Genomic DNA, 22,522 nt, shown 5'->3' with positions numbered 1-22,522 from the left:
GGCCGCCGTTGCCCCGCTGCCGGCGGACCCCACCAGCCTGCCACCCGCGCGGGGGCTGGCGCGACGTGACACGGCATCGACCACCCTGTGGACGTCGCCGGGCCGACCGCCGGCGCCGACCCGGCGTTGAGACATCTGTTCGACACGCCGGTTGCGTGAAGACAGTAATCGGTAGCGGAAAGTAAGCTCCGGTGGCTGGCCCGCACTGGTGAGGAGGCCCCATGACGACCGTGATCGGCCCCCGCCCGCCGTCCGACGAGGACGAGCCGACCGACGACGCCGAGGAGTCGGCGCTGCCGGAGCTGGAGGACGGCCACTGGATGCACCGGGCCACCGAGTTCGCCCACACCAGCTTCGGGTCGGTGGCCCGCCGGCTACCGGCCCTGGTCCGCGAGGCCATCGCGCTGGCCTGGGCGACCAACCGCCGGGACACGGTCGCCTCGATCGGGTTGAACGTGGCCGCCGGCGTGCTCACCACCCTCGGTCTGCTCGCCACCACCGGGGTGCTCCAGCAGCTCTTCGCCGCCGGCCCGACGCCGGACCGGATCCGCGCGGCGCTGCCGGCCCTGAGCCTCGCGGCGGCGGCGGTGACCGTACGCGGCGCGCTGACCGTCGCCGCCGGCTGGGCGCAGGCCCGCCTGATCCCGCAGATCAACTACGCGGTCGAGCTGCGGCTCTTCGAGACCACCACGGCGGTGGAGCTGGCCGCGTTCGACGACGCCGGCTTCGCCGAGGAGATGGACCGGGCCCGGGACCGGGGCATAGCCGAGGCCGGCTCGATCGTCAACGACACGGTCAACCTGGTCACCGGGGTGGTCGGTGTGCTGGCCACCGCCGCCGCGATCACCGTGATCCAGCCGATGCTGCTGCCCTGCCTGCTGGCAGCCGCGGCCCCGGAGGCGGTGACCGCGGTGAAGCTGGCCCGCCGTCAGCACCTCGACTGGTTGGCCCGGGTCACCCGCCGCCGTCGGATGTGGATGCTCGCCCACCTGATGGCCGACCGGCACACCGCCGCCGAGGTTCGGGCGTGCCAGATGCGTGAGTTCCTGCTCGCCGAGTTCCGCCGGATGATGGGCCTGGAGACCCGTGCCGAGCTGCGGCTGGCCCGCGCGCAGAGCATCACCCGGGCGGCTGGCCTGTCGGTCACCGGGATCGCCGCGTTCGCCCTCTACGCGGTGCTCGGTGGCCTGCTGCTCGGCGGCGTGGTGGCGCTGGCCGCCGCCGCGACAGCCCTGCTCGCGTTGCAGTCGGCACGGGCCGGCCTGCGGACCGCCGTCTTCGCCACCAACTCGCTCTACGAGGACGCCCTCTATTACCAGGACTACCGGAGCTTCCTCGACCGGGCCCGACTGCGGGTGCCGACCGGCGGCGGTCGACCCGTCGACACCGTCGACCGGATCGAGCTGGACCGGGTGACATTCCGCTATCCCGACACCGATACCCCGGCCGTGGACCAGGTCAGCCTCACCATCCGGCGAGGCGAGGTGGTGGCCCTGGTCGGGGAGAACGGCTCCGGCAAGACCAGTCTCGCCAAACTCATCGCCGGCCTCTACCGGCCCAGCGACGGGGCGATCCGCTGGAACGGTGTGGACACCAACGAACTGGACCTGCGACAGACGGCCGCGCAGGTGGCGGTGGTGAGCCAGGACTGGTGGAGGTTCCCCTTCACCGCCGGTCAGAACATCCGCATCGGTCGGCACGACCGCGCCGCCGACCACCCCGGACCGAGCGTCGAGGACGCCGCCCGGGGCGCCGCCGCCCACGACATGATCAGCGGGCTGCCGTTCGGGTACGACACGCTGCTGGACCGGGAGTTCAAGAACGGCCAGGACCTGTCCGGCGGGCAGTGGCAGCGCCTCGTCGCCGCCCGCGGCCTCTACCGGGACGCCCCGCTGCTGATCTGCGACGAGCCCTCGGCGGCCCTGGACGCTCGCGCCGAGCACGCCCTGTTCCAGCACCTGCGGCGGCACCCCGACCGGGCGGTCGTCCTCATCACCCACCGGCTGGCCAACGTCCGGCACGCCGACCAGATCTTCGTGCTCGACCATGGCCGGCTGGTCCAGCAGGGTGGGCACGAGGAGCTGATGGCGCAGGACGGCCCGTACCGGGAGCTGTTCCAACTCCAGGCCGCCGGCTACCTGGCCGGGGCGGGGGAGGGCACCGGCTGAACGGTCAGCAAGGGCACGAGTGTTCCGCCCAGCTGATATCCGTCGACCGCTGCACCGAGGTACGCCACACTGTCGGCGTGGAGCGTCGTGACCTCGTCCGGGTGAGCAAGCAGATGTCCTTCGCGCTGCGGCACCGCCCGGACCGGTTCGGTTTGACCCTCGACCGGGCGGGCTGGACGCCGGTCGCCGACCTGCTCGCCGCGCTGGGGATCACCCGCGCCCAGCTCGACGTCGTGGTCGCCGGCAACGACAAGCAGCGCTTCGCCGTCGAGCGCGGGCCCGACGGCGCCGATCGGATCCGGGCCAACCAGGGCCACTCCGTCCCGGTCGAGCTCGGCCTGGCGCCGGCCCCGCCGCCCGACCGGCTCTTCCACGGTACGAGCGACAGCGTCCTGCCCGCGATCCGAGCCGAGGGGCTGCGCCGGGGTCGCCGGCACCACGTACACCTGTCGCCGGACGTGGAGACCGCCCGCCGGGTCGGGTCGCGCCGGGCCGGCGCGGTGGTGGTGCTGACCGTCAACGCCGCCGCCATGGCCCACAACGGCCACGTCTTCTACCGCAGCCCCAACGGCGTCTGGCTCACCGACGTGGTGCCGCCCCCCTACCTGGCCACCTGATGCCACGCTCGCGTTGATCATGAGGTTGCCGCCACCGCCGAAATCAGGGGTGCCAACCTCATGATCGACCCTTCGGCGACCGTCGGTCAGGGTTGGTGTTGGTTGGTGAGGTAGGCGGCGAGGACTCGGGTGTGGGTGGAGAAGGCCAGCTCAACCGGCTCGGTGACGACCAGCCACTCGGTGGCCTCCTCGGTCGGCGCCGACGGCGGCAGGTCGTTGATCGCCTGCTCGGGCAGCACACCGAAGACCATCATGGTGCCGCCGGCCGGCGCCCCGTGCACCGCGAACAGGCGCGCGTCCCCGGCCTCGGCCAGCAGGCCGGTCTCCTCCCGCAGCTCCCGGACCAGCGCCTCGTTCCACTCCTCGCCGTACTCGATGAACCCGCCGGGCAGCGCGAGTCGCCCCCGGGCCGGCTCGATGTCCCGGCGGACCACCACCACGCCGAGGCCGGTCGGCGTGCGCACCGGCAGCACCGCGACCGCGACGGGCAGCGGATTCCGCCACACCGTGCCGCCGCAGGCCGCGCAGACGCGTGGCCACCCGGCCCCCGCCGGGTAGGCCACGCCGCAGTACGAGCAGTACGAGTGCGGTGTGACGCTCACGCCGCAGCACGTTACCCGCCCGGCCCACGAGTCGTCAGGCTTCGTCCCGAGCGGGCGGCGCAGGTGGCCGCGGATCTGCCGGCCGACCCGGGGTGCGGGGCGATCACGGCCGGGCCTCGCGCAGGGCGGCGCGGGCATCCATCAGGGCGAACCCGAGCAGGTTCTCGCCCCGCCAGCGGGCCGGATCCTCGGCGCGCGGGTCGTCGGCGGCCAGGCCGATGCCCCAGATCCGGTCCACCGGGCTCGCCTCGACAAGCACCCGTTTCCCGGTGCCGAGCAGGAACCGCGTCAGCTCCTCGTGCTGGCCGAACTTGGCCACGCTGCCGGCCACCACGATCTCGTAGCGGCGCGCCAACCAGGTCGCCTCGTCGAAGCCGCGGACCTGCCGACCGAGCGCCTTGGCCCGGTGTGGGTGCGCGCTTGTGAGAACCTGCCCGGCGATCTCCGCGTCGCCGAACAGAGTGGCCTTGTGCCACATCATCCAATGCTCGGCGGTGGTGTACGTCCGGCCGTCCACGGTGAACGGCGCCGGCCACCACTGGCTCAGGCAGCCGGCGCCGACGCTGCCGTCGCGCTGCGGGCGGTGACCCCAGAAGTGCAGGTATTTCACCGGCCTTCCGGACCGGACGACGGCGACGAGCTCGGCAACTGATCGGGGCGACATGCCGACAGTCTCCCCGAGCGCCCCGGGATTCCGCCTCCGCGTTTTGGCGCTTGTGTCGATCATGGAGTTGTGGTCGTCCGCAAAGACAACAAGTGTGGGCTGACCGGGTGCCACAACTCCATGATCGACGGCGTGGGGAAGGGTCAGCCGCCGAGGCGGGCGGCGACGGCGGTGCGTAGCTCGGGGAGGCGACCGTGGAGGAGGCCAGGGCATTCGGTGTTGTTGAAGTCCTTGTGCCCGTAGATCTCGCGGGACGGGATGCCGTACTGCTGGCAGGTGAACGCGCAGAACCACACCAGGCTGTCCCAGAGCGCCTTCGGCGGCTGTACGTCGACGTAGATGCCGTCGTTCTCGATGCCGATGGCTTCGCTGTTCTGCCCGACGCAGTGCGCGCCCTGGACCATGGTCTGCCCGTGCAGCAGCGCGTACAGGCTGCCGTGCCGGGCCTCGGTGAGGAAGCCGCCCCGGCTGTTGGTGAAGTGCTGCCCGGAGTCGAGCCAGCCGTTGGTATCCATGTGCAGGTTCTGGATGTCGCGGGAGTTCCGGTAGGCCTGCGCCAGGCTGTAGTCGGTGGTGTTCGGGAACGCCGTGTGATGGACGATGATCTTGTTGGGTTTGCTCTGCACCACGCTCACGTTGGACGAGGGCGGGCGGGCGTCCCAGGTCGCGCAGTTGGCGATATCCGGCTGGTCGACCCGGGTGGCGGCGGCCCGCGCGCCCCGGTCGTCGCCGAACTGGTTGAACGCCGTGGCGCCGGCGGCGGCGCCGAGCAGGACCGCGCCGCGCAGCACGGCCCGGCGGGGAACGGGGGCGGACATCGGGGCCTCCTGGAGGGTACGGACGCCGCCGGTGGCGGGCGGCTGCTCCGGGTCGCGGCGTCGCGTCAGACACGCCGAGCCGGTGGGCCGGAGGGCGGCCCGCCACCGGAGCGGGTCAGCAGTTACCGTTGCAGGCCAGCACCTTGAGCCGGTCGATGGTGCCGTTCCAGACGTTCTGGTCACCCGGGAAGGTGCCCGAGTCGGCCCACTGCCAGAAGGAGTACGTCCCGTAGCCGGCCGGCAGGGTGCCGACGCTGCTGGAGTAGCGGGCGATCCACAGCGGGTTGTTGGCGGAGAACTGCGAGGTGTTGCCGGTGCAGGTGTTCCACCAGTCGAAGGTGGTGTAGATGGTCGCCCACCGGCCGGTGCGGGAGTAGTACTGGTTGACGAACGAGGCGATCCAGCTGCGCATCGAGGCCTGGCTCAGCCCGTAGCAGGTCGCGCCGTACGGGTTGTACTCGATGTCCAGCGCGCCCGGCAGGGTCTTGCCGTCCTTGGACCAGCCGCCGCCGTGGTTGACGAAGTAGTCGGCCTGGGTGGCGCCGGTGGAGACGTCGGGCCGGGCGAAGTGGTACGAGCCCCGGATCATCCCGACGTTGTAGGAGCCGTTGTACTGCTGGGCGAAGTACGGGTTGGTGTAGCCGGTGCCCTCGGTGGCCTTCACGTACGCGAACCGGGCGCCGTTGTTCCAGGCGCCCTGCCAGTTCACGTTGCCCTGCCAGCTGGAGACGTCCATGCCGGGCAGGCCGGCCGGCGCGGCGCTGGCGGGCGCCGCGCCGACCAGGGTCGAGGCGGCCATGGCGACCGTGGTGAGCAGGGCGGCGCCGGCCGTACGCAGCGCCGTTCGCAGGGGACGCTTCATCTTTCCTCCCTGGGGGTTCGCCGCGGATGCGGCGGGGGTGAAAGGAACTGTCAGTATTAGGACACAAGTTGGAGACAAATTTCAATAGATATATGGAAGATCATCTCTTAACTCTATCCGAACATCCGGTGTGCGTGGCCGGCCGCCGCCCAGCGCCGCGGAGATTTGGCGAAACGCGGTGTGGCAGGCGTGTCGATACCGCCGGGGCCCGTTCGTATGGAGGGTGAAAGGGGGCGGCAGCGGGCCACCCCCGAGTGGCGAGGAGGATCGCATGAAGCAGTACCTGATCAGCATGTACCAGCCGGCCGGCGCGGAACCGCCCGCCCCGGAGTTCCTCGCCGAGGTGATGCGCAAGGTCGAGGCCATCAGCCGCGACCTGAAGGAGACCGGGTCGTGGGTCTTCGGCAACGGCCTGCACGCGCCGGAGACCGCGACGGTGCTGCGGCCCAAGGGCGACGAGGTGCTGATCACCGACGGGCCCTTCGTCGAGGGCAAGGAGTGCCTCGGCGGCATCACCATCATCACCGCGCCCGACCTTGACGCCGCCCTGGAATGGGGCCGCCGATACGCCCTGGCCACCACCCTGCCGATCGAGGTCCGCCCGTTCCAGGGCGAGGCGTGACCGACCCGACCGACGTCGAACGGATCTTCCGCGCGCAGTACGGCCGCGCGGTCGCCGTGCTGGTCCGCGTCCTCGGCGACATCGACCTCGCCGAGGACGCGGTCCAGGACGCCTTCACCACGGCGGTCGACCGGTGGGCCGTCGACGGGACGCCGCCCAGCCCGGCCGGCTGGATAATCACCACCGCCCGGAACAGGGCCGTTGACCGGCTGCGCCGCGACGCCTCCCGCGTCGCCCGACACGTCCAGGCCGCCCTCCTGTACGCCCCCGACGCGCCCGCCGAGGAGGGTCCCGTGCGCGACGACCGTCTCCGCCTGATCTTCACCTGCTGCCACCCGGCGCTCAACAGGGGTGCCCGGGTCGCGCTGACCCTGCGGCTGCTCGGCGGCCTGAGCACCGCCGAGATCGGCCGGGCCTTCCTGGTGCCGGAGGCGACCATGGCCCAGCGTCTGGTCCGCGCCAAGGCCAAGATCCGCGACGCGGGCATCCCGTACCGGGTGCCGCGCGACGCGGACCTGCCGGACCGGTTGCCGGCCGTGCTGGCCGTGGTCTACCTGATCTTCAACGAGGGGTATGCCGCCAGCACAGGGCAGCGGCTGATCCGCGCTGAGCTCTGCGCCGAGGCGATCCGGCTGGGCCGGCTGCTGGCCCAGCTGATGCCGGACGAGCCGGAGGTGCTCGGCCTGCTCGCGTTGATGCTGCTCAGCGAGGCGCGACGGGCCGCGCGTACCGGGCCGGACGGCATCCTGGTGCCACTGGGGGAGCAGGACCGCAGCCGGTGGGACGCCGCCCTGGTCACCGAGGGGCAGGACCTCGTACGTCGCTGCCTGCGGCGGGACCGCCCCGGCCCGTACCAGATCCAGGCGGCGATCAACGCCGTGCACAGCGACGCGGCGACGGCGGCCGACACCGACTGGGCGCAGGTCCTCGCCCTGTACGACCAGCTCACGGCGCACACGCCCGGGCCGGTGGTGGCGCTGCACCGGGCGGTCGCGCTGGCCGAGGTGGTCGGTCCGGGCACCGCGCTGGCCCAGGTCGACAGGCTGGACCTCAACGGCTACCACCTCTTCCACGCGATCCGCGCCGACCTGCTGCGACGTCTCGACCGGCCCGTCGAAGCGGTCGCCGCCTACGACGCGGCGATCGCCCGCACCGACAACGCCGCCGAGCAGGAGCACCTGCGCCGCCGCCGGAGTCTGCTGGCCGGGACCGCCTGAGGCGCCGGCTCTGGTCGCCCCCGCGCTCCGGCGAACGGCCGGGCGAAACCGACCCGACCGGTGATCTTGCCGAGCCCTTCGGCTCCGTACCGTGGCGAACATGATGATCGCCTCACCCCTGCGGACGGCGCTCAGCCTGTCGGGCGTGCCGGGCCTGAGCTGCCGCGGCGCCGCCCACACCATCCGGTCGGCCCGGCTGCAGCTGACAGTCGCCCGGGTACGCGACGTGCTCGAGTTCAGCGCCGCCGAGGACGAGGTGATGCGGCATCGGCACGGCTCCTCGCAGGACGAGTACGCCAAAGCCCTGGCCGGGCTCGACCCCGACCTGCTGGTCTGGACCCCTGACCTCGCCACCTTCGTGGCCCGGGACCGCGGCACCGGACGGCTGCTGGCGAGCCTCAACCTGTATGCCCAGCCCGGCTGGCAGATGCACGTCGGCGGCTCGGTCGTCGCCGAGGCTCGGGGCCGGGGCTACGGGCGCGAGGCGCTGGAACTGCTCTGCGTCGTGGCGCACCGCCATCTCGGGTTGCGCTACCTCGGCGCGGCCTGCGAGGCCGACAACGTGGCGAGCTGGCGCTGGCTGATGTCCGCCGGATTCATCCGGATCGCCGGTGACCCGACCCACGTCCTGCCCGACGGCCGGGAGATCGAGTCGCTCTGGTGGCTGCGCGAGGATCCGCGGGCCCGGCGGCGGTGCCCCAGCCCGTACGCGCCCGTGCCGTCCGAGTGACCGCCGCCGTGGTCACCACGGCGGCGGCCACCGCCGACGGATCGCCGGTCAGCCGGCCTCGGGCGGCGGAACGGTGATGGACCGCTTGAGGATCTTGCCGGTGGGCCCCTTCGGCAGGGCCGGCACGATCCACACCTGACGCGGATACTTGTACGCGGCGAGCTGCCCCTTCACGTGCTCCCGCAGCTCCTCGCCCGTGGCGGAGGCCCCGGGCCGCAGCGCGACGACCGCCACCACCTCCTCGCCGAGCGTCGGGTGCGGGGTGCCCAGCACCGCCGCCTCGGCGACGGCCGGGTGCTCGTAGAGGACCTCCTCGACCTCGCGCGGGTAGACGTTGAACCCGCCCCGGATCACCAGATCCTTGGTCCGGTCGACGATCCGGTAATAGCCGTCGGCGTCCCGGGTGCCCAGGTCTCCGGTGTGGAACCAGCCGTCGACGATCGCCTCGGCGGTCGCCTCCGGCCGCCGCCAGTAGCCCTTCATGATGTTGTGCCCGCGGATGACGATCTCACCGACCTCACCGGTCGCGGCCGGCGTGCCGTCGGCCGTACGCACGTCCATCTCCACCCCCTCGATCGGGGTGCCGATGGTGCCCGGCTTGCGCGGCCGGTCCGGATGGTTGAACGAGGCGACGGGGGAGGTCTCGGAAAGCCCGTACCCCTCCAGGATCACGCAGCCGAACTTCTCCTCGAACCGGCGCAGCAGCTCCACCGGGAGCGCCGCCCCGCCCGACACGCAGGTCCGCAGCGCCGACAGATCGGGTCCGTCCTCGCCGGCGGCGGCCAGCAGCGCCGCGTACATGGTCGGCACGCCGGCGAAGACGGTGGCCCGCTCGCGGACCATGATCTCCAACGCCTGCGCCGGGTCGAACCGGGGCAGCAGGGCCAGGCCCGCCCCGGCGGCGACCGCGCAGTTCAGCGCGACGGTCTGACCAAAGGAGTGGAACAGCGGCAACCCCCCGAACATCACGTCCTCAGGCCCCAGCCCGAGCAGGGTGGTCCGGGTGACGTCGACATTGCGCCGCAGGTTGTTGTGGCTCAGCTCGGCGCCCTTCGGCTGCCCGGTGGTGCCGGAGGTGTAGAGGATCACGGCGGTGTCGTCGCCGTCCCGCTCGACGAACCCGGCCACCGGCTCGTACCCGGCCAGCAGCGTGGCGAAACCGTCGGGCGTCACCGCCATGCTCACCCCGTCGGCCCGGTCGACGCCGGCCTGCTCGGTGGTGTGCCAGGCGAGAATGCCGCGCGCCCCGGAGTCCGCCAGGTAGTAGTCGACCTCCCGCGGCTTGAGCAGCGGGTTCATCGGCACGACCACCGCGCCGGCGCGCAGGATCCCGTAGTAGCCGACCGCGAACTCGGGCACGTTCGGCAGCATCAGCGCCACCCGGTCACCGGGCGCCACCCCGTGTGCCCGCAGATAGCCGGCGCACCGGGCCGACGCCTCGTCCAACTCGGCGTAGCTGACCGTCCGGTCGCCCAACTTCAGCGCCGGCCGTTGCGGCGCACGCGCGGCCGAGTCGACCAGGTTCGAGGCGAGGTTCGTCATCTGCTCCTCCATCACTCGGCGGTCAGGTGACGGACGATAGCGGCCGCCGGGCCGTCGGTCATCAGGATCGTGTAGTGGTTCGCATCGACCAACTCGGTGACCAGGTGCGGCGCCCGCCTGCGCCAGTGCCCGACGACCTCCCCGGGCAGCAGCCCGGGCTCCTGGCCGAACATGCCACGCGGGGCGTGCAGCAGCACCACCGGGACGGCCAGCCCGACCAGGTCGGCCCCGAACGAGTCGGCCTCGACCAGCAGGTCCCGGCCGTCCTGCCGGACCGCCTCCCCGCTGCACCGGGAGCGGATCGCGCCCGCCGGGCCGGTCGCATCGTAGCGGACGTACTCGGCCATGTCGTCGTTCCAATCGGCGGCCAGCGCCGGGTGGGTCCGGAAGAAGTCGACGTACGCCTCCGCCGAGGAGAACGTGTCGCTGAGCCGGGTGATGGCCGGACCGAGGGTGGCCGTGAGCACCACGTCCGGGTCGACCCCGACCGGCACCGGCAGCGGCAGCCCGCCGTCGACCAGCACCAGCCGGGTGAACAGCTCCGGCCGGCGGGCGGCGGCGCGCAGGGCCGCGTACGCCCCCATGGACTGGCCGACCAGCGCGACCGGCCGGCCCTGACCGAACTGGACGGCGGCCGCGCAGATGTCCTCGGCGTGCCGGGTCATCCCGTACGGGCCGGGCAGCGCGGCGCTGCCGCCCCGACCGCGCAGGTCGAGCGCGATCAGGCTCCAGTCCTCGGGCAACTGCCGTGCGACGGACCGGTAGGCCATGCCGGAAGCGGTGATGCCGTGCGCGGCGACGGCGATCTTCGGGCCGGTGCCGAACCGGAGGGCGGTCAGCACGCCGTCCGGTACCTCGATCTTCACCTGTTCCATCAGGCAACCTTTCGTGAGGGGGCGCCGGTCAGCCGTGGGGGAGCGGACTGCCGACGAGGCGCAGGGCGAAGCCGACGAAGGCGTCGGCGACCTGTTCGCGGGTGTACGGCTGGTCGGGCCCGAACCAGTTGGCGACCCGCATGCCGAGGCTGCCGATCGCGATGCCGGCGAGGGCTACGTCGGCGACGTCGAACGCGCCGGCGGCGGCGCCCCGGTCCAGCACGGCCAACATCAGCCGCCGGGCCTCCGCGCGCAGCTCCAACGCGGGCGCGGCGCGTTCCGGGGAGAGGGCGTGCAGTTCGTTGTTGGCGACCAGGGCCAGCAACGGGTAGTCGGTGTGCACCAGCACCTGCGCCCGGACCAGCGCGGCGAGCTGGGCCGCCGGGTCGTCACCCGCCTCGGCGTACGCCTGGCGCAGGCGTTGCCCCAGCTCGTCGTGACCGAGCCGGATCAGCTCGGCCAGCAGGTGCTCCTTGCTCGGATAGTGCGCGTAGAGGGTGGCCGAGTTGATGCCGACCGCCCGGGCGATGTCCCGGATGGAGGCGCCGAAGAAGCCGTACTCGGCGAAGAGCTTCAGCGCCGCCTGGAGGATGCGCCCCCGGGTGCCCGGCGGGGTGACGCCCTCGGGCAGGTCGGCGGCGACGGCGGTGAGCCGACGGGGATCCCAGGCGATGTGCGTCACCGGGCGGCGCTCCTTCGAGGCATCCAACCGAACGATTGGTTGACACCGTAGTGCACCGTGCGGATAGTGACCACCATCACTTTACCCATCGAGCGATCTGTAGCCACCCCCGCCCAACAGAGGAGCACGGTCATGCCCGATCCGGTTCCCGCGCGGCGCCGCCCCACCCGGCCCGCCGCGTCGCCGCCAACCGCCCTCGCTTGTCGTCAGCGCCGCTCGTCCTGACCCGACTCCGGCCCCGCCGCCTCGGCTGACGTCGCCTTCGGCGCGCGCTCCGACGAGTCCCCGGCGGGGCCGGCCGCCTGCTGCGGGACGATGGGGATGGCGCTGAACGGCTCGAAGATCTGGTCGAAGCGCCGCCGGTCCCGCAGGAGTTCCGCGCTCCACTCGGCGGCGGCCCGCTGCTCCGCGGCCATGTGCCGCCGCGCCTGGGTCAGCTCCTCGGTGATCGCCTCCGCCTCCTCGCCGCCGGCCGGATCGTCGACCACCTCATCGAGGAGCGCCACCCACCGCCGGTTCAACTCCTCCGCATACCGGGCCCGGGTCAGGTACAACTCGTACTCGCACTCCAACTCGACCAGACGGTCCCAGTGCGGCTGCAGCGCCTCCCGTACCCGGTCGTCGTGCCACACCGACCACACCTCCGGCCGGCACTCGACCACCATGCCGGCCTGCTCATACCGCCACGGCGGCTCCTCGTCCAGCGCCGCCTGCAGCGCGACCGCCAGGTCGTCCGCCCGGTGCGGGGCGATGTCGCGCGCCCGGTCCGCGGCGATGCGCCGCAACCGCTGGATCACCGCGGGCCGGAAGTGACCCGCGCACCAGGCCAACGCTTCGTGGCGGAGGCCGGTCGCCGACCAGGTGAGGACGGGACGGAAGGTGAAGGAGAAGACGTTTCCCTTCGCCGCGACGCCGATCGGGCTGTACCTCTCCCGGTGCTCGAGCCGGAGCCCCTCGTCGGGCGGGTCTGCCAGCACGTCCCCGTCTGCCGCCGCCCACAGCTTCTTCAGCAGCGGCAGCAGGCCGGCCCACAGCGTACGCAGGGCGGCCCACAGGCGAGGGCCGACAACGCGGGCCACCTCCCGCCCCCGGTCGGTCCACTGTTGCCACCGACCCGGCGAGGGCGCCTGCCCGCCCGGCGCGTCGCTCATGCCACCCCTCCCCAGCACCGTCAACCGGTGCCGGCGCTCGGCTCCCGGGTGGCTGGTCGAGGGGTGTCGCGCGGTCGGCGCGGACCAGCCGGGACGTGTCGACGGTGAGAAATCGTCGACTCACGCTAACGCCCCCCGCCCCCTCATCGGTGACAGCGCAGCCAGTCGACACGCCGACGAAGGAGCAGCTGTGCCGGCGGCTGGTGCACGCGATCGGGGACGTACGCCGAGAAACCCTCGCCGTCCTGGCCGACCGCCGGAGCACCGTCGGTGTGGCGGGTCGTCGCCGGAGCGGGGCCGTGGGGCACACTGTGCGGCGTGAGTCCAGTGAGCCGTAATCGGCGCCGCAACGGGAAGCAGCGTACGGTCCGGAGCGGTGCGCCGCTCGTCGTGGTGGGCGAGCCGGAGGAGTGCGACTGCCCGTACTGCGCCGGGGAACAGCCCGCGCCGGACTTCGCCGAGCTGATCCCGGCGGAGTTCGACATCGACGCCGTGCAGGATCCGATAGAGCTGGAGCTCATCGCCGCGACGTTGCTGGCGATCGGCGCGACCCTGGGCGACGATCTCGACGCGGCGTTGCGGGACCTGTTCCTGCCGGCGTTCGAGGCGAAGTCCAGCCGGGAGGCGCGGGCGATGCTGGCCGCCCTCGCCTCGGTCTCCGACGGCGAGATCAGCCGCGCCGCAGCGGAGGCGGCCCGCCGGCTCGCCGACGCCGGCGTCGGCGAGCCACCCTGGCTCATCGAGCTGGACGCTCCGGTCACGGTGCAGGAGTCCATCCGCTTCGCCGACCCGGAGGGGTTCACGTTCCTGCTGGTCGGCAGGTTCCAGCGGGCCGGCCGGTCGCACGTCATCGGCGTTGCCCTGGACGACTGCGACTGCGGTGGCGCCGGTGAGATCCTGTGGCTCGACGTGGACGAGTGGCCGGAGGCGCGTGAGGCGCTCCTTTCCGACCTGCGCGACGGCGGCGTCGACGTGACCGAGGAGCAGCTACGGCCGGCGGACTTCCGCCAAGCCGTGGAGGACGCGCTGGACGCCCGCGCCGAGCACGACCGCTTCGACCCTGAGGCGCAGGACGAACCCGTCGATGAGGAGGGCCCCAGCTACCCCGCACTGGCCCTGCTGCTGCGCAGCTGGCTCCGGACGCTGCCCGCGCCCCGCCAACGTAAGCGAGGCCAACTGCAGGACGGCGACCTGGACGTCGCGTCGATCTTCTCGCTGCGCGACCTGCTGCCCCTGACTGGGCGGGGCGGAGCCGTGCCGGCCCAGCGCCGCCCGGCCAGCCTGCCCCCGAAGCGCAAGAAGTCCGACGGTCCGGCACCCATCTATCAGATCAAGGTGGGCCTGCGCGGCGCCCGCCCGCCGATCTGGCGACGGCTCGAGGTGCCCGCCGACGTCAGCCTGGCCCGGCTGCACGAGCTGATCCAGTCGGCCTTCGTGTGGGATGACAGCCACCTGCACGTCTTCGAGACCGCGTACGGCAGCTTCGGCCGCCCCGACGCCGAGCTGGGCCACCGGGCCGCCTCCCGGGTCACCCTCGAACAGGTCGCCTCCGCCGCCGGGGACAAGCTGCGCTACACGTACGACTTCGGCGACGACTGGGAACACGACATCGTCGTGGAGAAGGTCCTCGACCGGGAGGCGTCGGTGGCGTACCCGCGCTGTGTCGGCGGGCGGCGGGCCGCGCCGCCGGAGGACTGCGGCGGCGTCTGGGGATACGCGGACCTGGTGGAGATCCTCGGCGACCCCACCCACCCCGAGCACGGTGATCGGCTGGAGTGGCTGGGCCTGGACGACCCGGCGGAGTTTGACCCGGCCCGCTTCGACGCGAAGGCGGTGACCGAAGCCCTGCAGCAGCGGCACGTGTGACTCTGGCGACGTGAGCTTAGGATCTTCCGCATGCAGGAGGGTCGCTGGACGACGATCACGCCGTCGCAGTTCTCGCACGAGCGGGAGGCGCTGGCACACGTCCAGGCGCTGCTGCCGGACACCGAGCCCTACCGGGCCTGGTCGAACTTCACCTTCACCGCCCAGACCGGCCACCCTATGAGGTCGATCTGCTGGTGGCGGGACCGGGCGGGCTCTACCTGATCGAGGTCAAGAGCGTCTCTGATCAGCTAAGCGATCCTGAGCCGGATTGAGTTTCCGGGATCGTTTTCCCACCTGGGTGGGGTGGCGTGGGCGTGGAAGTGGAATCCTGCGCCCAGCGCTGCTCCGTGTGGCTGGTGGCCGGTGGTGGGTGTGCTGGTCGTGGTCACGGTCTGGTGCCGGTGGGCTGCGCGGGGCAGTCGGGGCCGGTCCGTTGGTGCGTGTCCCTCCGGACGCTTGCCCGCCCGGCTGTGGGGCCGGGTGGGGGAGGGTGCCCTGCGTCGCCTGGGCGCGGGGCGTGGTGGCTTGCGCGCGGTGGGGCCGGTCTTCGACCGGTCCATCCCGCTGGCTTTCGTGGTGGGGTGACGACGGCTGCGGCTTCGAGGGTGTCGACGACCGCGCGGATCACCATGTGCCCGCTGGTCTTGTCGATGGCGGTCTTGGCTTGGTGGGTGAGGCCGCGGGCGGCGATGCGCTGCCAGGCGCCGTGGTCGCGGTCGCCCTGCCACTGGCAGGGCGGGTGGGGGCAGATGGCCCACTTCCATCCCGCGACGGTCGGCTGGTCAGGGGCCTTACGGTGCCGTAGCGGGGTCAGACACTGCGGGCAGTGTTTGGAGGTGTTACGGGCGGGGACGGTGACCACGGCGATGCCCTGCTCGGCGGCGAGGTGTCGGATACGGTCGGCGATCTTGCCGCGGACCTGTTGGGACAGGCGCGTGTTCATGGTGGCGCCCATGCCCTTGGCTTCCATCGACCGCAGATCTTCCAGGTAGATCACGCTGGCCCCGGCCGCGATGGCCTGGTCGACGGTCCAGCGGGCGGCGGACCAGGCGAGGGCGTCGTTCAGGTTCGTGCGGCGGGCGGACACGTGTTGGATTTCGTCGCGCAGGACCGCGTGTTTCGCCCGTAGGTGTTCGTCGGGGCGGCCGTCGACGAGCCGCTGGTAGTGGTCGGCCTTGGCGTGCAGCCGCTCACTCTGTCGGCGCAGCCGGTGTTGTTTGGCCAGGACACCGGCGGCCCGGAGCTGGCCACCGGCCCCCAACGCGGTGATCCGACCGTCCTGCTGTAGGCGGAGGGGCCCGGCGGTGAGGAGGGTGTTCAGCCCCCAGTCCACGCCCAGCGCCACCTCGTGCCCGGCGCGCTTGGCCTTCGGCACCGGATGCGTGTAGGCGAGATCGGCGCGCACCGTGCCGCCGGTGACGCGCAGGGTGGGCAGGTGCAGCACTGCGCCCGCTGGAACCGTGGGTGGCAGGCTGATCGGGCAGGCCACCCACGTCCAGTCCCGATACGAACGCGGATCAGCCCGGGTCGGCAACTGCAGGCGCAGCAGCGCCTTGCCCGGGTCGGTGTCGCTGCGTTCGATGGTGGCCTGCTGCCGGTCACACGCCGCCAACAACAACATCCGCGTAACCCTCGGCACGCATTCCAACTCGAACACATCCACCGGCAACCGACCGTTGGTGTTGAGGAACGTGGCGGCCTGCCGGGTACGACCCTTGATCACAGTCGACGGCAGACCCTGCCCGCCCGGGACCGCCGCACGAACCTGATCCCACTCCAGCGGGGTGCGTTTACGCGGGTCGGCGGGCCAGGTGGACAGGATCCCGGCGGTCAGGTCGGCACGCCACTTCACCGACCGCAGGACACGCCCCGCCTGCTCCTGGGCCATCCGCACGATCCGGTCATTGACCTTCACACCTGCCGGGACGGTGGTCGTCCAGCCCAGCCGCCGCAACGCCATCCACGCATTCGACGGCAACCTCCGACCACCCGCATCCTGACCGGAGGCCAGCACATCAACATCGGCCGCGTTCCAGTGCCCGGCCAGCAGGCTGCCGACCATGCGCGCCACCAGATCAGCACACCAACCGACCCGCTCGGCAAGCACCGCCCGGGACACGACATCCCCGGACGCCTCGTCCACGCCCGTTCGCAGCAGCGCGCGAGCACACGCGGTCCGCACCGCCTCGCCTGAAGCCAACGCCAACTTCCGGCTCACCCGCCACCGTCCCGGCACCACCCGGACTCGAACAACAGACAAGCCCGGCTCTCCGCCGACCGCATCCCCAACAAAACGCCTGACAACGGAAATTCTATGACCACTGTGGATCAGTAATCAAATTGCTTAGCCTGGTTGACGCCAAGCCGAAGCCCACCTGGGAGACGGTGCTGGGCGCCGACGTTGCCGAGCCGGGCTCCCGGGGCGCCATCAAGCTCGGCGAGTACGTCGAGCAGGCGTGGCAGCTCGCCTCCCCCGACGCCGGGCCGGTACTGCTGCACGACGCGGCGGTGCTCGCGCGGTACCGCGCGATGGAGCGGCTCTACGCGCTCGCCGACGCGGCGCGTGGTGGGGCCGGGGATGCGTGGCTGCTCTGCCCGATGGAGGACCTGGGGATGTTGCCCAAGCTGGACGGTGCGGTGGTGCGGGTGGGCGACAACGAGTGGATCGCCCTGCCGGACGCCTGGGTCGTCAACGCTCACCGCAGCGCCGCGACCGCCTGATGCCACCCACGAGGGGTACCGTCCAGCAGGGTCGTTGCTGATCGGTCGCTCCTTTGCTAGGGACAACTGGTGGTGCTGGCCCTAGTGCGGGCAGATGCCCCGTCAAACGGTGAGGCTGACGGTGAAGTCACTGTCGATCAGGGCATTGGTGACGTTGTGGTAGCAGGCGACGCGGACATAGTTGGAGCCCCAGTACGCCACGTGGCAGTAGGTCAAGGGGTCGCCGCGCGAGCCAGCGGTGGCGTGCCCGTACCCGATGGACAGACCCGGAAAGGATACGGCGTACTGGCCGGTGCCGTATCGGCTGATGGTGGGGGCACCGCCAGGACCCCAGTATCCGGCTGCCCAGAACGTCGTCGGCGTGGGCCAGCCGTGGCGGAGGTAGGCGTTCGCCCGGGCCCCGGTCGTGCCGAGCAGGCTGACCCCGTGGGCGTAGGTGACGGAGAAGCGGGCGTCCACGGGTGTGCCCTTGGCGTCGACGCACAGTACCGCGATGGGCGTGGGCCACTCGTCGTTCTCGCCGTAGACCTCGCAGCGGACGGGGTTGATGCCGTACGCGGTGATCTCGTAGACGCCGTTGTCCTGGGTGACGGGATAGTGGGCGTCGACGGCGCCGAGGTACATCATGTAGAGGCCGGTGGACTGCTTGTAGATCCGGCTGGTGCCGCCGGTGGAGTCGTATGAGTAGGCGCTGCTCGGCACGTACGGCGTCCTGGCGGCAGGGTCGTTGGCCCACAGGTAGGCCAGTGACCCGGTGCTGGTCGTGCGGTTGGTGAAGCTCGCGGTGAACAGCGAGTCCGCCGGAACGCCGGAGGCGTCGAAGCAGCGCACGCCGACCAGTTCGTCGCTGCCGGAAGGCGACCATGATGAGACGGTGCAGATGCCGGTGTTGCCGACGCCGTAGGGCCGGGCGTGGGCGACGCCGCCGCTGACGGCCATGCCGGTGAACCGCACCTGGTACACGCCGCGGGAGCTGCGGGTGATCTGCACGGTCCCGTCGGTGGAGTTGCGTTCGTATCCGGAGGCGACATAGCTGGCCACCGACGGGCTGTTCGCCCACACATAGCCGTCGACCTGCGGGGCAGCCTGCGCGGGCACCGAGGCCATCATGACCATGCCCGCAGCGGCGACTGTGACGGCGACTGCTTGGCGGCATGCCCGGCCGGGCGAAAACCGGCCAAGGCTCGATCGAAGATCCACTGCTGTCGTCCCGTCTCACGTGGGTTGGCCCGGCGCGGTGGATTCCGTGCCGGGCCCCGACCGGGTAGGTCAGCTCGCGCTGCAGGTGGGGGTGCCGGTGGGCGCGTTGCCGTTGCCCAGGAAGCCGAACTCGGTCGACCGGCCGGCGGCGATGGTGCGGTTGTAGCCGAGGTTGCGGAAGGTCACGTTGCCGCTGGTGCTGCTGTTCGTGGCGCTCCAGACGTTGATGATGCTGGCGCCGCTGGGCAGGGTGAGCGTGACGGCCCAGCCGTTGAGCGGTTTCGTGCCGGCCTTGACGGTGACGTTGGTGACGAAGCCGCCCGGCCACTGTTCGGTGGACAAGGTCGCGGTGCACCCGGCGTCGGGCAGGGTGTAGGTCGGCCCCATGGCGTCGAGCTGCCAGGGGGAGCCGCCGCCCCTGAAGCGGTACCAGTACGCGGTGTCCGGATCCAACTGCGCGACCGTGAGCGCCTCGGTCTCGGCCAGCGTGTGGGCGGTGGCCGAGCCGCGCGGGTTACGCCAATGCTGCGCGTCGTCGGCGCTTGTGTATACCGACACCGTGGCGTCCTGGAAGCCGCACATGAGCGACACCCTCAGCGCGAACGTGATCGACGTGGCGGTCTGGTCGATGACCGAGCCGGTAACCGCCGCTGCATCGCACGGCCCCCTGGTCGGGCTGGACGACGTGGTGGGCGTCGGGTCGGCCGCCACGGCTGGCGCGCCCATCCCGATGGCCGCCACGGCTGGCACGCCCATCCCGAGGGCCACCACGACGCCCGCCACGGTCGCGATTCGCCGGGCCAACCACTGTGTGCGCATACCGACTCCCTCCACCGATGACAATGGATCGACAGTCTCCCATGTTCTTACGCCGGCCAGGGGGCGGCGTTGACGGCAGCGACACAGGCCCGCATGACTGCGGCGAACAGCTCCATACCGCCGAACACCCACGCCGCCATTGCCATGCCAGCCAAGCGGCGGCGCTTCGCCGTCCTCAAGACCTGGCAGATCTTCACCAAAGTCCGCTGCTGCTCTCAACGCACGGAGCCCGCTGTCGGAACATGGACAGGGTCGCCGCGAGGGCGAACGGGCTGGCGCTGCCGTTCGGCTTTGGGCTGGAGACCGGGTCTCCGTAGGGGTCGCGTGGCCGTTGCCGGCGCGCGCCGGAGGCCGGCGAGCTGGACGTAGATTTCGCGTTTGGCGGTGGCGTTGCCGCGTCGGTCGATGACGTAGCCGGTCAGCCAGATCCAGCCGTGGTAGGTCGGGCGGTCGCAGACGGAGACGACGCGGAAGGTGAGGGCGCGGTCGCCAGCGAACTGCACCGACGCTCGGCCGTCGATTCGCAGCAGGTCGCCGGGTTCGGGGCGCCACCCGATTACCACTGGCCCTCGTTGGGCTGGCACTCGCGGGCGTGCATGGTCTGCCAGTCGCGCAGCGCCCGCTTGATGCGGTCGTTCTGCTCGGTGAGCAGGCGTATCTGGCGGTGGAGGTCGGTCAGCTCGTCGGCGAGCTGGGCCTGGAACTGGCGTACCTGATCGGGGTCGACGCCACGGCGACGCGGGTCGAAGGTGCGGGTGCGTACCTCGTGCGGGGTCAACCGGGCCGGCTGGCCGGTGCCGTAGAGCTGGCCGGATCGATGCACCTGGGCCACGACGGATCCTTTCCGGGGCAGGCGGGAGCGCGGAGGGTCGATGCGGTGAGGGTGGAAGGGCGGGCCGTCCGCACGCCGGCCGCGGGCGACCCGCCCGGCCCCGCCGCCGCAGCCTGGGTTCAGCGGTACGACAGCGGAGCAGTCCGGTGGGGCGGGGCGGGCACGCGCACCCGCCCCGCCCAAGGGGATGCCTCTACTCCTTGTTGCCACGCAAGGGGAGAGGCGATCTTCAACATAGCTGTCCCAGTCATCCCAGTCAAACAAAGAGTTGTTGTGGAGTGTCGTTGCGTGATCGAATTGGCGTGCCACGCAGGGGGAGTCATGCCAATCACCGCCGACTACATCCGCATCGCCGACGAGATCGTCGCCGAGATTCGAGCCGGCAAGCTCAAGCCGGGGGACAAGCTGTCCTCGATCTCGCAGCTCGCCGCGATGCACAAGGTCAGCCCGTCAACTGTCAAGCAGGTCTACGTGCGACTTGAGGCGCTGCGAGTGATCTTGCGTCACCAGGGCAAGGGCGTCTTCGTGAACGACCCGAAGCTTTGGATGCGGGAGCCCTGACACTGAGGCAGTCGAGGCGCCGACCGTTCGGGGGTGGTGCAGAGATCAAATCGGGTGGATGCTGACGGGCGTGAAGACCTTCGTCGGTGTGACGGACGAGAAGTGGTACCGATTCCTGGCTGCGCGTCCCGGTCTGACTGAGGTCAACTTCTGGCGGCCCTCCGGCGGAAGCTTCCGTGCACTCACGCCTGGCGAGCCCTTCTTCTTCAAGGCGCACTACCCGCTCAACCGGATCGTCGGAGGAGGCTTCTTCAGCGGTTTCACTCAGCTGAGCCTTTCCGAGGCCTGGGAGTTGTTCGGCGAGGCCAATGGCGTCGCCAGCCTCGATGAGATGCGCCGCAGCGTTGGCCGTTACCGCAAGCAGCCAATCGGGCTCGACGAAGATCCGGTCATCGGCTGCATCTTCGTCCGCGACAGCGTCTTCTTCCCGGATGGTTCGACTGCCGACCCACCTCCGGGTTTCGCATCCAACGTGGTGCAGGGCAAGACGTACGATCTCGCCGACCCATCGGCGGCTGGCTACTTCGAACTCCTGGTGCACCGCCTCCTGGGCGTGAATGTCGAGCTGGACCTCAGCGTGCCCTGGCATCGGCCCGGGCCGGTGTACGGTGACCCGCGGCTGGTACCGCAGCGCCTTGGCCAGCAATCATTCAAGGCCGTCGTGTTGGGTGCCAACGGGCGGCGGTGTGCCATCACGGGCAACAAGGTCCAGCCGGTGCTGCAGGCGGCTCACATCCGGCCGCTTCCGCAGGGCGGGGAGCACCGCGTCGACAACGGCCTGCTGCTCAAGTCGGACGTGCACATCCTATTCGACCGGGGGTACCTGGGCGTGGACCCGAAGTGCCGGCTGATGGTCAGCCCCCGACTACGCAGCGAATTCGGCAACGGCGACCAGTTCTACGCCAAGGCCGGTGAGGTCATCGCGTTGCCGGAGCGACGGGTCGACCGGCCCAACGCCGAATTCCTCGAGTGGCACCTGGACACCGTCTTCAAGGCGGCCTGACCCTCACCGCGAGCAGGCTCTCAGGCCCTGGCCACCCAGATCGGCGCCTGCGAGCAGGAGAAGGGCTGGACCGCCGACCGGCTGCTTCCGCTGGTCGCGGGGTTGCGCGAGATCCTGCCCGCGTACGCCACTGGCACCGTCGAAGGCCACTCGCGGCCGTAGAAGCATGGCGTGCCAACAAGACCAGAAGCGGCTGCCTTACCCGTACGCTCGTCCATTGTTGAGTGTCGCCCGCACGCCTACAGTTTGGAGGGATGTGGCAACTCGCGGTCGCCGGAATTCTCGCGCCCTTCCTCCTCGCCGCCGGAAGTTGGTGGATCAAGGAGGTGCTTACTGCTCGTCGCAGACTCATTATGGGTGGGGCGGCATCCGCCGTACTGCTGGTGCTCGTGATTGGCCTGACGGTCTGGGGCTTACGCCCATCCGGCGACTCCACATCTCATTCTTCTGGGACGTCACCTTCGGTGTCGGCTTCGCCCTCCGCCCCACCAGCTACCGCTGATGAAGAGTGGCCGACGAGTGTCGACCAGTGCCGTCGCCTCAAGCCCGCAGGCGCTTTGACCCCGGTAAGTGGCAAGACTCCCTTGCGGCACGAGCTCTACACCTGGGTCGAAGGTTGCATCATCAAACTCGGCTCATCGAGCCCGGACTGGGACGTCTATCTCCAGTCGGACTGGAGCGACGGAGCGCTCTGGTCCAGTGGCGAGTCGGTCAGCACCAACGCGAACATCGGCGAGGTGAAGCGTGGTGGCATGACTGTGGATTCGTGCGGCGAAGCCTGGCTCAACCGGGACAAAGATGTGTCGGTCATGCATGACGGATTGAAGTTCTGCATCTTTCCCGGGCCGAAAGTCATGGTGGTTGTCCGTCACATCACGGCTCTTCGAACTTAAGCGGGGTTGAGGTGTCCGCGGTGGCGTCGGGTGGTGGCGGTGCGGGTGCGTAGGCGTTGGTTTTCGGGGTTTCGGAA

At 71.0% G+C, this 22,522-nt stretch carries 23 protein-coding genes; 11 read left to right on the top strand and 12 right to left on the bottom strand.

What is annotated here, in order from left to right:
- The first annotated feature begins 221 nt into the window (after nt 1-221).
- Nucleotides 222-2,168, top strand: coding sequence for an ABC transporter ATP-binding protein (locus tag AB0C02_RS28810; protein WP_357552218.1), 1,947 nt, complete (start codon nt 222-224; stop codon nt 2,166-2,168).
- A 77-nt stretch (nt 2,169-2,245) separates the two neighbouring features.
- Nucleotides 2,246-2,785 (top strand): RNA 2'-phosphotransferase, encoded by a 540-nt coding sequence (locus tag AB0C02_RS28805; protein WP_357552216.1) that lies wholly within the window; start codon nt 2,246-2,248, stop codon nt 2,783-2,785.
- Nucleotides 2,786-2,871: 86 nt separating this feature from the next.
- On the opposite strand, the gene AB0C02_RS28800 is transcribed toward AB0C02_RS28805, so the two are convergent.
- The 4 genes from AB0C02_RS28800 to AB0C02_RS28785 all read right to left on the bottom strand — a co-directional run bounded on the left by AB0C02_RS28800 (nt 2,872) and on the right by AB0C02_RS28785 (nt 5,731).
- On the bottom strand, nt 2,872-3,387 hold the full coding sequence (locus AB0C02_RS28800) for an NUDIX domain-containing protein (RefSeq protein ID WP_357552214.1): 516 nt from the start codon (nt 3,385-3,387) through the stop codon (nt 2,872-2,874).
- A 103-nt stretch (nt 3,388-3,490) separates the two neighbouring features.
- Nucleotides 3,491-4,051, bottom strand: a complete 561-nt coding sequence (locus tag AB0C02_RS28795; protein WP_357552212.1) for an NADAR family protein — start codon at nt 4,049-4,051, stop codon at nt 3,491-3,493.
- Between the two features lie 143 nt (nt 4,052-4,194).
- A complete protein-coding gene (locus AB0C02_RS28790; RefSeq protein ID WP_357552210.1) occupies nt 4,195-4,869 on the bottom strand; it encodes a peptidoglycan recognition family protein in 675 nt (224 codons plus the stop codon).
- A 115-nt stretch (nt 4,870-4,984) separates the two neighbouring features.
- On the bottom strand, nt 4,985-5,731 hold the full coding sequence (locus AB0C02_RS28785; RefSeq protein WP_357552208.1) for a lysozyme: 747 nt from the start codon (nt 5,729-5,731) through the stop codon (nt 4,985-4,987).
- Nucleotides 5,732-6,002: 271 nt separating this feature from the next.
- Between AB0C02_RS28785 and AB0C02_RS28780 the strand changes: the two genes are divergently transcribed.
- The 3 genes from AB0C02_RS28780 to AB0C02_RS28770 all read left to right on the top strand — a co-directional run bounded on the left by AB0C02_RS28780 (nt 6,003) and on the right by AB0C02_RS28770 (nt 8,300).
- Nucleotides 6,003-6,353, top strand: coding sequence for a YciI family protein (locus AB0C02_RS28780; protein ID WP_357552206.1), 351 nt, complete (start codon nt 6,003-6,005; stop codon nt 6,351-6,353).
- Entirely contained in the window at nt 6,350-7,570 is a 1,221-nt protein-coding gene (locus tag AB0C02_RS28775; RefSeq protein WP_357552204.1) for a sigma-70 family RNA polymerase sigma factor, read from the top strand. Before AB0C02_RS28780 ends, AB0C02_RS28775 begins: the two co-directional genes overlap by 4 nt.
- 100 nt (nt 7,571-7,670) lie before the next feature.
- Entirely contained in the window at nt 7,671-8,300 is a 630-nt protein-coding gene (locus AB0C02_RS28770) for a GNAT family protein (protein ID WP_357552202.1), read from the top strand.
- A gap of 48 nt (nt 8,301-8,348) precedes the next feature.
- Here AB0C02_RS28770 and AB0C02_RS28765 read toward each other — a convergent pair whose 3' ends face one another.
- From AB0C02_RS28765 to AB0C02_RS28750, 4 genes are all read right to left on the bottom strand, one after another.
- On the bottom strand, nt 8,349-9,842 hold the full coding sequence (locus tag AB0C02_RS28765) for a long-chain fatty acid--CoA ligase (RefSeq protein WP_357552199.1): 1,494 nt from the start codon (nt 9,840-9,842) through the stop codon (nt 8,349-8,351).
- A gap of 11 nt (nt 9,843-9,853) precedes the next feature.
- Complete coding sequence (locus AB0C02_RS28760) at nt 9,854-10,717, bottom strand: alpha/beta hydrolase (RefSeq protein WP_357552198.1); 864 nt, start codon at nt 10,715-10,717, stop codon at nt 9,854-9,856.
- A 28-nt stretch (nt 10,718-10,745) separates the two neighbouring features.
- On the bottom strand, nt 10,746-11,399 hold the full coding sequence (locus AB0C02_RS28755; protein ID WP_357552196.1) for a TetR/AcrR family transcriptional regulator: 654 nt from the start codon (nt 11,397-11,399) through the stop codon (nt 10,746-10,748).
- A gap of 206 nt (nt 11,400-11,605) precedes the next feature.
- Nucleotides 11,606-12,550 carry a hypothetical protein gene (locus tag AB0C02_RS28750; protein ID WP_357552194.1) on the bottom strand — a complete coding sequence of 315 codons (945 nt, stop codon included), beginning with the start codon at nt 12,548-12,550 and terminating at the stop codon, nt 11,606-11,608.
- A 318-nt stretch (nt 12,551-12,868) separates the two neighbouring features.
- Between AB0C02_RS28750 and AB0C02_RS28745 the strand changes: the two genes are divergently transcribed.
- On the top strand, nt 12,869-14,416 hold the full coding sequence (locus AB0C02_RS28745) for a plasmid pRiA4b ORF-3 family protein (RefSeq protein WP_357552193.1): 1,548 nt from the start codon (nt 12,869-12,871) through the stop codon (nt 14,414-14,416).
- 30 nt (nt 14,417-14,446) lie between these two features.
- Nucleotides 14,447-14,638, top strand: coding sequence for a hypothetical protein (locus tag AB0C02_RS28740; protein WP_357552191.1), 192 nt, complete (start codon nt 14,447-14,449; stop codon nt 14,636-14,638).
- 163 nt (nt 14,639-14,801) lie between these two features.
- Here the strand turns inward: AB0C02_RS28740 and AB0C02_RS28735 are convergent, their stop codons facing one another.
- On the bottom strand, nt 14,802-16,634 hold the full coding sequence (locus AB0C02_RS28735; protein WP_357552189.1) for a zinc ribbon domain-containing protein: 1,833 nt from the start codon (nt 16,632-16,634) through the stop codon (nt 14,802-14,804).
- A gap of 122 nt (nt 16,635-16,756) precedes the next feature.
- Between AB0C02_RS28735 and AB0C02_RS28730 the strand changes: the two genes are divergently transcribed.
- Nucleotides 16,757-17,137 (top strand): hypothetical protein, encoded by a 381-nt coding sequence (locus AB0C02_RS28730; protein ID WP_357552188.1) that lies wholly within the window; start codon nt 16,757-16,759, stop codon nt 17,135-17,137.
- Nucleotides 17,138-17,239: 102 nt separating this feature from the next.
- On the opposite strand, the gene AB0C02_RS28725 is transcribed toward AB0C02_RS28730, so the two are convergent.
- From AB0C02_RS28725 to AB0C02_RS28715, 3 genes are all read right to left on the bottom strand, one after another.
- Nucleotides 17,240-18,235, bottom strand: coding sequence for a hypothetical protein (locus AB0C02_RS28725; protein WP_357552186.1), 996 nt, complete (start codon nt 18,233-18,235; stop codon nt 17,240-17,242).
- A 171-nt stretch (nt 18,236-18,406) separates the two neighbouring features.
- On the bottom strand, nt 18,407-19,156 hold the full coding sequence (locus tag AB0C02_RS28720) for a cellulose binding domain-containing protein (RefSeq protein ID WP_357552184.1): 750 nt from the start codon (nt 19,154-19,156) through the stop codon (nt 18,407-18,409).
- Nucleotides 19,157-19,712: 556 nt separating this feature from the next.
- Nucleotides 19,713-19,988, bottom strand: coding sequence for a DivIVA domain-containing protein (locus AB0C02_RS28715; protein WP_357552183.1), 276 nt, complete (start codon nt 19,986-19,988; stop codon nt 19,713-19,715).
- Between the two features lie 321 nt (nt 19,989-20,309).
- Between AB0C02_RS28715 and AB0C02_RS28710 the strand changes: the two genes are divergently transcribed.
- From AB0C02_RS28710 to AB0C02_RS28700, 3 genes are all read left to right on the top strand, one after another.
- Nucleotides 20,310-20,549 carry a winged helix-turn-helix domain-containing protein gene (locus AB0C02_RS28710; RefSeq protein ID WP_357552181.1) on the top strand — a complete coding sequence of 80 codons (240 nt, stop codon included), beginning with the start codon at nt 20,310-20,312 and terminating at the stop codon, nt 20,547-20,549.
- Between the two features lie 70 nt (nt 20,550-20,619).
- Nucleotides 20,620-21,552, top strand: a complete 933-nt coding sequence (locus AB0C02_RS28705) for an HNH endonuclease (RefSeq protein WP_357552180.1) — start codon at nt 20,620-20,622, stop codon at nt 21,550-21,552.
- A gap of 254 nt (nt 21,553-21,806) precedes the next feature.
- Nucleotides 21,807-22,445: a hypothetical protein gene (locus tag AB0C02_RS28700; protein ID WP_357552179.1), complete on the top strand. Its 639-nt coding sequence runs from the start codon at nt 21,807-21,809 to the stop codon at nt 22,443-22,445.
- The last annotated feature ends 77 nt before the right edge of the window (nt 22,446-22,522 follow it).

The sequence above is a fragment of the Micromonospora sp. NPDC048999 genome, from assembly GCF_040649295.1.
Taxonomy (GTDB): domain Bacteria; phylum Actinomycetota; class Actinomycetes; order Mycobacteriales; family Micromonosporaceae; genus Micromonospora.
Note: the sequence above shows the minus strand (reverse complement) of the source record. Positions and strands in the feature narration are given on the sequence as shown.

Bases quoted from the DNA above. Each gene is read 5' to 3' on its own strand.
- AB0C02_RS28810 (WP_357552218.1), top strand. From the start codon at position 222: ATGACGACCGTGATCGGCCCCCGCCCGCCGTCCGACGAGGACGAGCCG.
- AB0C02_RS28795 (WP_357552212.1), bottom strand. From the start codon at position 4,051: ATGTCGCCCCGATCAGTTGCCGAGCTCGTCGCCGTCGTCCGGTCCGGA.
- AB0C02_RS28790 (WP_357552210.1), bottom strand. From the start codon at position 4,869: ATGTCCGCCCCCGTTCCCCGCCGGGCCGTGCTGCGCGGCGCGGTCCTG.
- AB0C02_RS28785 (WP_357552208.1), bottom strand. From the start codon at position 5,731: ATGAAGCGTCCCCTGCGAACGGCGCTGCGTACGGCCGGCGCCGCCCTG.
- AB0C02_RS28780 (WP_357552206.1), top strand. From the start codon at position 6,003: ATGAAGCAGTACCTGATCAGCATGTACCAGCCGGCCGGCGCGGAACCG.
- AB0C02_RS28770 (WP_357552202.1), top strand. From the start codon at position 7,671: ATGATGATCGCCTCACCCCTGCGGACGGCGCTCAGCCTGTCGGGCGTG.
- AB0C02_RS28765 (WP_357552199.1), bottom strand. From the start codon at position 9,842: ATGACGAACCTCGCCTCGAACCTGGTCGACTCGGCCGCGCGTGCGCCG.
- AB0C02_RS28760 (WP_357552198.1), bottom strand. From the start codon at position 10,717: ATGGAACAGGTGAAGATCGAGGTACCGGACGGCGTGCTGACCGCCCTC.
- AB0C02_RS28750 (WP_357552194.1), bottom strand. From the start codon at position 12,550: ATGAGCGACGCGCCGGGCGGGCAGGCGCCCTCGCCGGGTCGGTGGCAA.
- AB0C02_RS28740 (WP_357552191.1), top strand. From the start codon at position 14,447: ATGCAGGAGGGTCGCTGGACGACGATCACGCCGTCGCAGTTCTCGCAC.
- AB0C02_RS28720 (WP_357552184.1), bottom strand. From the start codon at position 19,156: ATGCGCACACAGTGGTTGGCCCGGCGAATCGCGACCGTGGCGGGCGTC.
- AB0C02_RS28710 (WP_357552181.1), top strand. From the start codon at position 20,310: ATGCCAATCACCGCCGACTACATCCGCATCGCCGACGAGATCGTCGCC.
- AB0C02_RS28700 (WP_357552179.1), top strand. From the start codon at position 21,807: ATGTGGCAACTCGCGGTCGCCGGAATTCTCGCGCCCTTCCTCCTCGCC.